This is a genomic window from Lactobacillus sp. M0403 (genome assembly GCF_016101265.1).
In the GTDB taxonomy this organism is placed as follows: domain Bacteria; phylum Bacillota; class Bacilli; order Lactobacillales; family Lactobacillaceae; genus Lactobacillus; species Lactobacillus apis.
Genome location: NZ_JACFQV010000008.1, coordinates 1 through 12,378, shown reverse-complemented (window position 1 = coordinate 12,378; position 12,378 = coordinate 1). Strand labels below are relative to the sequence as shown.

Annotated in this window: 13 protein-coding genes and 1 tRNA gene; 4 read left to right on the top strand and 10 right to left on the bottom strand. The window is 35.7% G+C overall.

Annotated features, from left to right (window positions below; genetic code table 11):
• Positions 1 to 46: 46 nt before the first annotated feature.
• On the top strand, positions 47 to 811 hold the full coding sequence (locus tag H3T48_RS08315) for a MerR family transcriptional regulator (protein WP_198189138.1): 765 nt from the start codon (positions 47 to 49) through the stop codon (positions 809 to 811).
• Between the two features lie 77 nt (positions 812 to 888).
• On the opposite strand, the gene H3T48_RS08310 is transcribed toward H3T48_RS08315, so the two are convergent.
• From H3T48_RS08310 to H3T48_RS08300, 3 genes are all read right to left on the bottom strand, one after another.
• Complete coding sequence (locus H3T48_RS08310) at positions 889 to 1,635, bottom strand: hypothetical protein (protein WP_198189137.1); 747 nt, start codon at positions 1,633 to 1,635, stop codon at positions 889 to 891.
• A 40-nt stretch (positions 1,636 to 1,675) separates the two neighbouring features.
• Positions 1,676 to 2,383 carry a uracil-DNA glycosylase family protein gene (locus tag H3T48_RS08305; RefSeq protein ID WP_198189136.1) on the bottom strand — a complete coding sequence of 236 codons (708 nt, stop codon included), beginning with the start codon at positions 2,381 to 2,383 and terminating at the stop codon, positions 1,676 to 1,678.
• 170 nt (positions 2,384 to 2,553) lie between these two features.
• Complete coding sequence (locus H3T48_RS08300) at positions 2,554 to 3,426, bottom strand: DNA/RNA non-specific endonuclease (protein WP_198189135.1); 873 nt, start codon at positions 3,424 to 3,426, stop codon at positions 2,554 to 2,556.
• Between the two features lie 885 nt (positions 3,427 to 4,311).
• On the opposite strand from H3T48_RS08300, the gene H3T48_RS08295 reads away from it, so the two are divergent.
• Complete coding sequence (locus tag H3T48_RS08295; RefSeq protein WP_198189134.1) at positions 4,312 to 4,494, top strand: YlcI/YnfO family protein; 183 nt, start codon at positions 4,312 to 4,314, stop codon at positions 4,492 to 4,494.
• A 236-nt stretch (positions 4,495 to 4,730) separates the two neighbouring features.
• Here the strand turns inward: H3T48_RS08295 and H3T48_RS08290 are convergent.
• Both H3T48_RS08290 and H3T48_RS08285 read right to left on the bottom strand, forming a co-directional pair.
• Positions 4,731 to 4,803 (bottom strand) — tRNA-Thr (locus H3T48_RS08290).
• A gap of 119 nt (positions 4,804 to 4,922) precedes the next feature.
• A complete protein-coding gene (locus H3T48_RS08285) occupies positions 4,923 to 5,687 on the bottom strand; it encodes an NADPH-dependent oxidoreductase (protein ID WP_198189176.1) in 765 nt (254 codons plus the stop codon).
• Positions 5,688 to 5,823: 136 nt separating this feature from the next.
• Between H3T48_RS08285 and galE the strand changes: the two genes are divergently transcribed.
• The gene (galE, locus tag H3T48_RS08280; protein WP_198189133.1) at positions 5,824 to 6,816 is read left to right on the top strand and encodes a UDP-glucose 4-epimerase GalE; all 993 of its coding nucleotides are present in this window, start codon (positions 5,824 to 5,826) and stop codon (positions 6,814 to 6,816) included.
• A 25-nt stretch (positions 6,817 to 6,841) separates the two neighbouring features.
• On the opposite strand, the gene H3T48_RS08275 is transcribed toward galE, so the two are convergent.
• Positions 6,842 to 7,393 carry a GNAT family N-acetyltransferase gene (locus H3T48_RS08275; RefSeq protein WP_187158728.1) on the bottom strand — a complete coding sequence of 184 codons (552 nt, stop codon included), beginning with the start codon at positions 7,391 to 7,393 and terminating at the stop codon, positions 6,842 to 6,844.
• Positions 7,394 to 7,542: 149 nt separating this feature from the next.
• Between H3T48_RS08275 and H3T48_RS08270 the strand changes: the two genes are divergently transcribed.
• The gene (locus H3T48_RS08270; RefSeq protein ID WP_198189132.1) at positions 7,543 to 8,913 is read left to right on the top strand and encodes an amino acid permease; all 1,371 of its coding nucleotides are present in this window, start codon (positions 7,543 to 7,545) and stop codon (positions 8,911 to 8,913) included.
• Between the two features lie 122 nt (positions 8,914 to 9,035).
• On the opposite strand, the gene H3T48_RS08265 is transcribed toward H3T48_RS08270, so the two are convergent.
• From H3T48_RS08265 to H3T48_RS08250, 4 genes are read right to left on the bottom strand one after another with little or no spacing between them, the layout of a single operon-like run.
• The gene (locus H3T48_RS08265) at positions 9,036 to 9,398 is read right to left on the bottom strand and encodes a DUF956 family protein (protein WP_109715127.1); all 363 of its coding nucleotides are present in this window, start codon (positions 9,396 to 9,398) and stop codon (positions 9,036 to 9,038) included.
• 3 nt (positions 9,399 to 9,401) lie between these two features.
• Entirely contained in the window at positions 9,402 to 10,316 is a 915-nt protein-coding gene (locus H3T48_RS08260; protein ID WP_187158730.1) for a PTS system mannose/fructose/sorbose family transporter subunit IID, read from the bottom strand.
• A 27-nt stretch (positions 10,317 to 10,343) separates the two neighbouring features.
• Positions 10,344 to 11,150, bottom strand: coding sequence for a PTS mannose/fructose/sorbose transporter subunit IIC (locus tag H3T48_RS08255; RefSeq protein ID WP_046306072.1), 807 nt, complete (start codon positions 11,148 to 11,150; stop codon positions 10,344 to 10,346).
• Positions 11,151 to 11,168: 18 nt separating this feature from the next.
• Entirely contained in the window at positions 11,169 to 12,173 is a 1,005-nt protein-coding gene (locus H3T48_RS08250; RefSeq protein ID WP_109715125.1) for a mannose/fructose/sorbose PTS transporter subunit IIA, read from the bottom strand.
• Between the last annotated feature and the right edge of the window lie 205 nt (positions 12,174 to 12,378).

The window sequence follows — 12,378 nt, the reverse complement described above, 5'->3', positions numbered from 1 at the left end:
TACGTCAACCAATATACTTGATTTTGCAAGTGAGGAGATTTTAACCATGTCATATTCTATCAATGAACTAGCAAAACTAGCTGGCATTTCAACACGAACTTTACGGTACTACGATAAACAGGGACTTTTAAAAGCGCGCAGAGACACTGTAAATAATTATCGCTACTATGAAGAAGCCGAAGTTGATCAACTTCAAAAAATACTATTCTTAAAGCTATTTGACCTGCCACTAGAGCAAATTAAAAAAGTTATGCAAACTTCACCAGAAACTCAATATCAAGTTTTACGAAGTCAGCGTAGCAAATTAGTTGCAGAGCAGCAGTATCTAGATGATTTGATTAAGAATTTGGACAAGACACTTGCAACAATGAAAGGAGAAACACAAATGACAGACACTGAAAAATTTGCCACACTAAAAAAAGAGGTAATTAAGAATAACGAAAAGCAATACGGTACAGAAATTAGAGAAAAGTATGGAGACGCCCAAATAGATCGCAGCAATCAAAAGTTCAATTCTCTATCAGAAAATGAATTTTCACATTTTAAAGAATTATCTGCTGAAATTTTAACTGAACTAAAAAATTTGGCTAATACTACTGATATCAAGCAACCTGCTGCTAAACATCTGTTTGATTTACACAAAGAGTATTTACTAACATTATGGCCAAAAAACCAATATTCTGCAGAGGCACATAAAAATCTCGCCAAGATGTATATATGTGACGAACGTTTTAGTAAATATTATGAAGAAGGCACTGGCAATCCTGAAGCTGCGAAAACGTTGAAAGCAATCATTGATTACTATGCATAATTCATCAAGTTAAGAACAAGAAAAAACAAGGGTAATGAAGGCTTCAAGCTTACATTACCCTTATTTTCTATTATCAGTCAGGATTCTAAATTCTTAAAACCGTTTCTGCTCCATAACCACAATGGATTTTGCAGGTCTGTTGGGACAAATTCAGTTCCCTGCAGTTCTTTCGCCCAGGCATCAATAACATAAGTTTGTACTTTTGAGCTTTCCATTTGTTCTTTAGTAATCAAACCTAATTTGTAACTAGCTCTGATTATATGACGATCAGCAGCGATGTATATATCGTTAGTGTTTTTCAAAGGAATTGCAGTGTAATTGCTAAGAACATACAGCCAATAATTACATAGCTTGGCTCCAGACAGATAAGGAAATTTTTTCTTAGCTTCTTTTTGCATAAAGTATCTGATTTTATTCACATCATCAGATAAATTTCTGGCAAAATTGATAATATTACCATCAGATAAATCAGTGAATGTCTGACACAATTTAAGCCAGATATTGGTTTGCTTATTCCTTTGCAGTGCAAGTCTATACTTGGTTAAGGCTTCCTGCACTTCTTCATAATCAGCATTTATGACCTTATTAGGTGAAAAGACAAAATTCGTTTCAGAATCTTCATATGTTTTTAGGGCACTTTCCCACAGAGTATAAGAATTTCTTTGAGAATTTAAAGCCATTGGCAAAATGAAATAAAGTGCATTTTCATTCGAACTAGAATCAAGGCCTGGATTAGTATCCTCTGGCAGACTAGTATCACCAAGTTCACCATTCTGATACTTTTGATAAATTAGTCTTGCTTTTTCAAGAATTACATCAGACATATATTGTTAACCTCATTTCTTTACAATCAGTTAATATTTGCTAACTTTTTAAAGCTCTTAGATACTTATCCAAATATTCTTCTTCATCCCTAGGATGATACTGCGTAATAAAACGTGGATGCTCTAGTGGAGTGATTTTCTTGAATAACTTCAATTCTTTATTGATTTTATTCAACTCCTGAAAATTTTCACCACTACCAATGCAATAACATACCGACGTATCAATTCCAAACTCAACCTGCACTTTAAGTGCTGAAATTATAAAGGTAAGTAATTTATTTTCAACCTGCTTATTTTCATAATAGTTGCAATTTACACTGTTGCCTTTTGAATTAATCTTACTTATTCCTAAGGGGCAAACAAAGTTTAAGTAAAAATCGCTATAAAATTTTGTTCTCCCACCATATTTATCTATGACTCTATTTAGAAATGTAGAAGACGCATTACTTACATGAAAATTTTCTATTGAAATTCCTGTTTCTTTTTGGAGATTTTGAGCATCTTCAAAGGGAACTCCAGTTATGGCCGAACCTCTTCTTGCTGGTGAACTGCCTAATATTAGGCGGCGCTTGTTATTGTCATTAAAATATTTTCCGTAGAACAGTTTTACCAATTGGAAAACTTGCTTTTTATTTCTACCTCTATAAGGATTTATTATTTTATATGATTTAGGTATCTCAAGCGTTACTTTACCTAGTTCTTTATCAAAGTCGATAACTTTTTCCGAAAAAGCTTTCTCTTGTTCCATAAATGCCTTTTTCCATTAAGATATAAGCTCATACAATTAAATTATAGCATATGTGCATAGGTATAATTTACGTATTTTATTTTTACTACCAATATCTAACAAGGCACTGCACAGTACTTTAAATAGTCCTTTTAGTTATTAGAATTCCAAGTCTATTTCAAAAAACACTTCTAGTTTTCAAAATTAGTGTCGTTACTTTCTTCTGCACGACGTAAACTTTCTTGTCGAACAGCTTCGCGCCGTAAGTATTTTTCACTATTAAGAACTGTAGCAGCACCAGTAAGATAATCTATATCTAGCAGCGGAGAATCATTATCTAAAATTACTTGGGTTACTTTACCCTTCATTTTTAGTCCACTTATAGGTAACTTAATCTTAGTTTGTCTATTTGCCGGCGTAACGCCCACAAAGCTTAGTAGCACCTTACGGGCAACTAATTCATCTTGATAATATAAAGGAATTACAGCATAGTCGAGTTTACTTTGGGGGTGCTCGTTAATCCACTTGCGTAAAAAGTTTTCATAATAGAGCATTGCCTTTGAATTAGTATCATCCATACCAGTAGTAGATCCTTGATTCAAGTAAGCCGTCTCTGTAATTAAGTTACGCTTTTCATCATTTAAACCTGAAAATTGGTAACCAACTAAATGCCCTCTGTTAAAAGCCCAAGCAGTATATGGTTTGCCATTCTTAGTAGTTTCAATTTTATAATTATGCCAACCACTTGGATTAACAGTTAGCCTTGGTGCACGGGGTTCAGTAGGCAATTCTGAGCGTTTTACTTGAATATGACTACCTTGGGCACGACCTAAATTATCTAAGTCCAACAAACTTAGTTTTCTTTCCTCCTGATATGACCACGGCTTTATAAATGCCGCTTGCGTTTTATTGGGTGACAGCTTTATCTCTTTTGGCTTACTTGTCTTAGTTACCTGCTCAGACTCAGCAGCTGTAGCCGTTAAAGTTACATCATTTGTAGTTTGATATCCTGCTATTAGTCCAATCGCAACTAAAAATGTTGTTAGAAGTTTTCTATATTTCATTAGTTTAGACTTCTCCTTTTAAAATCAGCACCTTTATTATTAGTGCATTCTAGTGTCATTTTAATAGTATATTCTTATAACTGTATAAAAAATTATGACTAGCTAGTCAAGATACCAAGCGGTTAGTATGGTTGCTTTATAAACTTAGTGCAGTAAAAACAATTTCTGCTTTAACAATACATACATGGTTAACCTATCTCATCACTTAGCAATCACAATATATCATAAACTAATCATACTGCAATACTATATAAGGTACTATAAACTCATTATTTCAAGCTACAAATCGCAAACGTGTCAGTGATTAATCTTTATAGTTTTTCTCAAAAATTTATTTATTCTATTTAAGACAAGAAAAAACCTCTCAAAGAGATTTGAATACACTCTTTAAAAGGTTTTAACTCATATTAATTTATCTTATACTATTTCTACCTGCAACATTGCTTTATCAAGAGATATCTTGCTCTTAAAGTAATTGCAGGCTGTATCAACTTGCATTATATACTTTTGCCCTTATAGCAGCTTTGTTATTCATGTTACAAAAAGACGGTACTTAGTTTCTGAAACTTATCAACCAAAAACTAAGTATCACCATGCAGCAAACCTTTATTTTTCAAACATTAACTTTTTTCACTTTGATTTATTATGATTCACCATAAAATGTTCGCATAAAGGCAGCTCAACGTATAACATCTTTACTTTACAATATCCCGCCTTTCTTGAATCACAGCTTTAAGCTTTGCTGAATGCTTCTTCATTAAGTAACTTAGAAATTATCACCCATGATAATATCTTCATTCAATTTCATTATAATCAGCACTGCATTTTGCAATGCATATTTATAACAGAACTCACAATATAATTGACTTGCAGGAGGTGATTATATTGGTGTTCAAAATAAAATCTAGCCACAAAGAAACAGAAAACAAGACAATTAGGTTTCCTTTAAGCCTTACTCAAGAAATTGAGCAGGCAATCAAAGGTGAAGATGTAACTTTTTCAAGTTTTGTCATTCAAGCGTGTGAATACGCCTTAGATAATATGGAAAAAAACTCACAAGAAAAATAATAAAGCTAATTCACACACACTATATTTTATACTATGTATTACATTTTGCAATACATATTGCAATATATTATAGACACAAAAGACTATGTAAATTAATCTCTATTCTTTTTAAAAAAAATGGTACATGTTTTATAAAACGTGTACCATTTTTGTCCACAAATTCAAAATAAAAAGTCTCGACTACTAACATAAAGCGCAAGTAATCAAGACTTATCAAATTTAATTATATAATAATATGCTGATTGCCAGAATCGAACTGGCGACCTTTTCTTTACGAGGGAAACGCTCTACCAACTGAGCTAAATCAGCGCTTTTTACAACGTATAAATTATACCAGAACAAGAAAAGCCGTGCAATTGAAAACACGACTTTTCTTATTTAGAGTAGACTACATAAGCTACTGGCAACTTTTCCACAAAAATCAAATTTTAGTTTAATTTCCAGTCTAAGCACAATTCTTGCTTGTGTAAAAGTTCAGGTAACTCATCACGGTCAATTGCCTTTGTATTTAACTTTTCACCCGTAATTTGTTTAGTAAATGAATCAATTCGTTTATTTGTATCACGCAAATCATAATAAGTTGTGACAACCTGATCGTAATCTTTCAAATTATCCACAGTAAAATCACGTGGATAATCATTTTCAAAAGTAGTAAATTCTAGTGGCAAACGTGGTTTTAATTGTGGATCTTGGTCAGGTATACCTACTTGCATCCCTAAAGCTGGAAAAGTCAGTTTAGGCAAGTCCAATACATCTAACATCGCCAACGGATGATCATTAATTGTTCCAAGTGGCACGTAACCTAAGCCCATGCTTTCCACAGCATTAGCCACATTTTGCCAAGCAAGCAGCGTATCATCCAAACCCTGGAAGAAAATATCAGTAGTATGAAGGCGACCATCATCCTTACCTAACTGCTGCCGAATCTGTTGATTCCGGTATAAATCAACTACAAAAATAAAGAGATCTCCTTGTGCACCAACATATTTTTGCCCGCACAATTCTCTAATTTTTGCTCGTTTAGTTTCATCAGTAATATGTAAAAGCGTTGCATTTTGCATAAATAAACTTGTCGCAGTATGTTGAAAAACTGTGTATAAAGTCGTTAACTGCTCCTCAGTTAATTGTTGATCTTTAAATTTACGAATCGATCGATGATTGACTTGTTGATCAATTGTTGCATTATGAATCATTTGACTACTTCTTTCCATACTATTTTGACTAACTTTTTACTTTCCCATATAAAACATTATAGCAGAAATATTTCAGCAACCTCTCTTGCACTATGCTAGAATTTAACTGTCTATAAAAATATTAATGGAGGAAATTATGCGTGTATTAGTTATTGGCGGGGCCGGCTACATTGGTTCAATTGCCGTCAAGCATTTAGTTGAACAAGGCTATGAAGTTGTTGTCCTTGACGCACTCTACACAGGCCATCGAAAAGCTGTTAATCCCAAGGCAAAGTTTTATCAAGGTGATATCGAAGATAAATTCTTAGTCAGTCAAATTTTACGTGAAGAAAAAATTGACGCAGTGATGCACTTTGCTGCCTACTCACTTGTACCTGAATCTGTTAAAAAGCCACTTAAATACTACGATAATAATGTTTCCGGTATGATTGCCCTTTTAGAAGCTATGAAAGATGCACAAGTTAAGTATCTTGTCTTTTCATCAAGTGCTGCAACTTATGGCATCCCCAAGAAGTTACCAATTACAGAAGATTCGCCCCTAAATCCAATTAATCCTTATGGTGATACTAAGGCAATGATGGAAAAAATCATGCACTGGGCAGATAAATCTGAGGGTATTAAGTCTGTTGCTCTTCGCTACTTTAACGTCGCAGGAGCTTCAACAGACGGTAATTACGGTGAAGATCACGGACCTGAGACACACTTAATTCCTAATATTCTACGTAGTGCTATTACTGGAGACGGAGAATTTACTATTTTTGGTGATGATTACGATACTAAGGATGGTACTAACGTGCGCGATTACGTTGAAATAAACGACTTAATCGACGCTCATATCTTAGCGCTTCAATATTTAATGAAAACTGGTCATTCAGATGTTTTCAATTTGGGAACCGCGCATGGCTATTCAAATCTTGAAATTTTACAAGCAGCTCGTAGTGTTACCGGAATAGATATTCCTTATACAATCGGACCACGACGAGCCGGAGATCCCGACAGTTTAATCGCTAATTCTGACAAGGCAAGATCCGTCTTAAACTGGCAACCGCAACATGAAAGTGCAGAAGAGGCCATTGAAAGTGCTTGGCAGTGGCACCAAAAACATCCCAATGGCTACGATGACAAGTAATAAAACGGCTTATAGTATATAGCTACTATAAGCTGTTTTTGTTTATTAAGGTATACAACTCCATATCTCGAAACTCACCATGATATTTTACTTCATCTGGTAATAATGCTATATGGGCAAAATTAAGTCTTTCCGCTATTGCGCAACTAGCCCTGTTTTCATGGTCAGCCAATAGGCTAAGTCGATGCAATCCTAATTGATTAAAGGATACTTCAACCAGCTTTTTAACTGCTTGAGTCATAATTCCTTTCTTCTGATACGCTTGCCCCAACCAATAGCCTATTTCCGCACTTTGATTTTTCAATTTAATATTATGGAGGTCAAGCATTCCAGCCGCATCGCCGTTAACTAGAACTACTAAAGCAAGTTTCTTATACTCTGCGGTTTCCCTACGCATTTGCTTAATAAAATCTATTTCATCTTCAACTACGTTAATTTTATCAGCCCATGGTAAAAAGCGTGCCAGTTCTACTCGATCGTGAACAATAATTTCATATAGCGCTTGTGCATGCCTTATTTCAGGTAAAACTAACTCTATTTCTTGGCCAGCAAACAAAAACTTAGCAATTGTAAACATTTCCATAACACTCCTTTTACCTATCTATTTTATTCCATGATACTATTGTTTTCATCTTTTTTTAATACTAATAATTCAAGGTAGTTAAACTAGTGCTATAATCGATTATTGTAGTATAAAAATACATATCTAGAATTTGGAGTGATTAGATGGATGACGAAAACGAAAATAATAGTTCTGGTTATGAACGAACCTTAACCAATGCCCATATTCAGTTAATTGCACTAGGCGGTACAATTGGCACGGGTTTATTTTTGGGTGTCGGCAACAGTATTAGAATGGCCGGTCCAAGCGTCATTTTAATTTACATGATTGTCGGTATTTTTTTATTTTTATTGATGCGGGCCCTGGGTGAATTAATTGTCTCCGACCTATCCAAGCATACCTACATTGATTTTATTCAGAAATATTTAGGTAAAAATATTGGTTTTATTTCCGGTTACCTGTATTGGATTAGTTGGGTCACGCTAGGAATGGCTGAAATGACAGCTTTAGGAATCTATTTTCAATATTGGTTCCCACATTTGGCAACCTGGATTCCAGGTCTGGTTACAATTGCTATCCTGCTTTTTATTAACTTACTTTCTGCTCGCCTATTTGGAAATCTAGAGTTTAGTTTTGCAATCATCAAAATTATTACTGTGATTGCTTTTGTCATTTTGGTAACTTATTTGGCCGTTACTGGTGGAAAAACCAGTTTTGGACCAGTAACTTTCGCAAATTTAACTAATAATGGTGGCTTCTTTGCCAAAGGCGGTTCCGGCTTTTTCGCTGGATTTCAAATGGTAATTTTTAGTTTTGTCGGTGTTGAATTAGTTGGCCTGACGGCAGCCGAAGCACAAAATCCTAAAGTCACAATTAAGAAAGCAATTAATGAAGTTCCACTACGAATTATTTTGTTTTATGTTTTAGCAATTGTTGCAATTCTAATTGTTATTCCTTGGAATAAGGTTTCAACTAGTTCCAGTCCTTTTGTACAGACTCTTGCAGCAACTGGCATTCGTAACGCTGGCTCAATCATTAATTTTGTTGTGATTTCTGCGGCCGTTTCATCAACCAATAGTATTTTGTATAGTGCGGGACGATTACTTTTTTCTGTTACCTTCAATGGAAAAGGCAAGTGGAACAAAACCTTTGGTCATTTAAGAAGACAATTACCTCAAAACGGTTTAATTTTATCCGCCTGTCTAATGGCTCTTGCACCCTTTGTCATTATCTTAATTGGCAACCAGGCTTTTAATTTCATTTCTTCTACTTCTACCAGCATGTTTATTATAATCTGGTGCTTAATGTTACTGACGCATATTGCATACCGTAAACAGACCCCAGAGGCCAAATTAAGTGATTTCAAAATGCCAGGATTTCCCTATTTGGATTATTTAACCTTACTGTTTTTTATCATGATGATTATTTTGTTACTCATCTTGCCAAATAATCGAGTAGCAATGGTTGCAGCTATTTTGATTTTTATTCTCTTATCCGCTTTAACCAAAATATGGCAAAAAGAAAAAGCATGCTGAAGCAGCAGTAACTGCATTACGTGATAAAGTTCGTGATTATTTACGTATTGAGGGTAAAATCAACTCATTTACTAAAAACCAATAGAAAAAGTTCCTAAGTAGATATCTACTTAGGAACTTTTTTAATTACGTGTAAATCTTCGCTTTAAATTTTGCCATAGACTCAATGCCTGTCGCATATGATCAGCCGGAACATAGTTACGGATTGCCCGTAATGTCTTTTTATTATTTTTAGTAGTAAAAATAAATGTTCCACTAGTGCGAGTTCTAATTTCAAATCGCGGAATATACTTTCCTTTGAAATGAACATCAGCCACTACATAAGTAACTTCATTCCAAGGTATTTGGACATAGTCAGAAAGATTGCGATCATTATAAAATTCGATTGCCTTATTTCCAACCATGATGTTGCCATATGAAGCAACTGCCCGAAACCACGTAGCGTCAGTCGTCAAATCTACTTTGGTATTCTGTGATTCAACCATTTTTTAAATTATGTGTAAAACGTGTAGTAGAACACCAACAACAAAGATAGCGATAATAATAACGATTGGTGAAACTTTCTTCTTCAATAGCCACATACATAAGAAAGTTAACAGCAAACCTGCCAAACCAGGAATCAAGGTATCCAAGTTGTTTTGTAAAGTGGTTACCTTGAATTTAGTAAGCGATAATCCGTTACTTTGATCGATCAAAGCCTGTTGAATTCCCTTTGCCCCAGCAGGAATCGAGTTCCAATCAATGTACGCACCCTTTTGAAGCGGTGTTTTTGAAACTATTGGCGTGAATTGAATGTTTACCCAACGTTCAATTAGCGAACCAAGGACAAACATACCCATCATTGAAGCACCACGGGTAACCTTTTGTAAAAGACCACCAGAAACATCATTAGTAATTGCAGAACCTGCTTTATAGCCAAATTCTTGTGTATACCACATAAAGGCAATTCTGATAACATTCCAAAGTACAAAGAACAAAATAGGTCCTAAAAGGTTACCTTGGATAGCCATTGATGCTCCCAAAGCGCCAAGGATTGGACGAACTGTATACCAAAATACTGGGTCACCGACACCAGCCAAAGGTCCCATCATTCCGACCTTAACACCTTGAATAGCTTCGTCCTGAACTTCAGCACCGTTTGCCTTATCTTCTTCCAAAGCAAGCGTAACACCTAAAATTGGTGAAACTAGGTAAGGGTGAACGTTGAAGAAAACTAAGTGACGTTCAAGTGCTGCAGACATATCATCCTTGTTTGGATATAGCTTTCTTAATGCAGGAATTAATGAATATGCAAAACCACCGTTCTGCATTCTTTCATAGTTCCATGATGCTTGTAAAAATTGTGAGTGCCACATCACGTTGAAGCGGTCGGCTTTACTTAATTTGATTTTTTGATCAGCCATAATAAAATCCTCCTCTTAAATATCACTTTAATAGTCGTCAATGATATCGCCGAGTGGATCGCCGGTACCTTCATTATCTGAACTCTTGTTGCCATTACCACCCTTAGATTCAAGAGCTAAGTACATTACGGCAAGAGCCAAACCAATTGCACCTAATGCAATTAAAGTTAGGTCCTTGATAGCAGCTAAAGCAAAACCAATTGCAAAGAATGGCCAAACTTCACGGCTAGCCATCATGTTAATAACCATTGCATAACCAACAGCTACGACCATAGCACCACCGAGTGACATACCATCACTTAACCAAGCTGGCATTAAACCTAACCAATATCTAACAGTAGATGCTGGAATAGCTAGCAGTAAAGCAGCTGGAATAGCAATTCTTAATCCTTGCAAGCAAACAGCAACCCATTGCCACATATTAATTTTGCGCCAATTTCCCTTTTTAGCATCAGCGTCCATGATATGCGCAATACCAGTTGAAATAGTACGTACAATCATAGTTAAAAATAGTCCGGCAACAGCTAAAGGCATAGCAATACCTGTAGCCATACCAATTCCTTTGGTGCCCTGACCACTTTGAACCAAGATAATAGCTGAAGCTACTGAGGCTAATGCAGCATCAGGTGCAACTGCGGCACCAATATTAGCCCAACCAAGGGCAATCATTTGTAAATATCCGCCCAAGATAATTCCTAAATCTAGATGTCCAGTAACTAATCCAATTAGTGTACAAGCAACTAGTGGTTGATGAAATTCCCATTGATCCAAGATACCTTCCATACCTGCAAGAAAGGCAACTAGAACAACTAAGATCATTTGTATAGCGTTCATTTTTTTGCTCCTACTCTTTTATTTCTTTTGTTCATCCAACAAGCTTTGCGCCTTATTCAAAATTGCGTCCATATTACCGCCTTTATCAGTTGGTACTTTCCGTACGTCGAACTCAACTCCCATTTTTTCAAGTTCGCGGAAAGTATCAACGTCGTCTTGATTCATTGACAAGACGTTATTAGCGTTAACATCACCAACTTTATAAGACATTGAACCCACGTTGATAGTCTTAAGGTCAATACCAGCTTTAATAACTGTTAGAACATCCTCAGGATTTTCAAACAGCAATAATGCATGAGTATTACCAAAGCGAGGATCATTTGCAATTTCAATCATTTTCTTGATTGGAACAGTATGAGCCTTAACACCAGCAGGTGCAGCTTCACGAATCATGCTCTTACGCATCTCATCTTTTGCAACACTGTCTGAAACAACAATAACGCGATCAGGATGCATTGCTGGTATCCACCCGGTAGCAACTTGACCGTGCAATAAACGTGAATCAATTCTAGCTAGAACGTACTTGATGTGTCCATCACCAACTACTGTTCCTTCTGGAATAGATTTTGCAGGTTTAGCTACACCTGCACCACCTTGAACTGAAGCTTCAGTTTTTGGCATTAAATCTGTTGGTTTAGTTTTAATACCATCCTTAGCAGGTTCAATAATAGCAGTGGCAATTTCTTTTGCAGTATGATCAGGATTGGTCATTCTCTGCGTTAAAGCTTCAACAACCATTGGTAAATTCATACCAGACACGACTGCCCAGTTTTCATGATCTTCTAGTAAACCGTTTGCTTGATTAAACGGTGTCCCACCCCAAAGATCAACTATTAACAATACTTCATTCGAATCATCAAATGAGGCAATTGCATCTTCCATCTTGCTCTTAATATCTTCCGGCCCTTCATCAGGCGACAAAATAACATGAGCAAAATTGTCTTGTTCTCCGAATAGCATTTGCGCAGACTGCGCAATTCCATCGGCAAAACCGCCATGGCTGGCTAACACAATTCCTACCATGAGCTTTTCCTCCTTTTAGATAAAACGTATCCATTCACATTATACACCTAAAAAAGAGCTATAAACCGCAGGCTCATCACATTCTAATCTTATAATATTATTTATTTAATAAAAATATAGTACAACAAAAAAGAGGATCAATAAAGATCCTCTTTTCTTGTACTTTGCTCCGGCTGTCAGACTCGAACTGACGACATCTTGATTA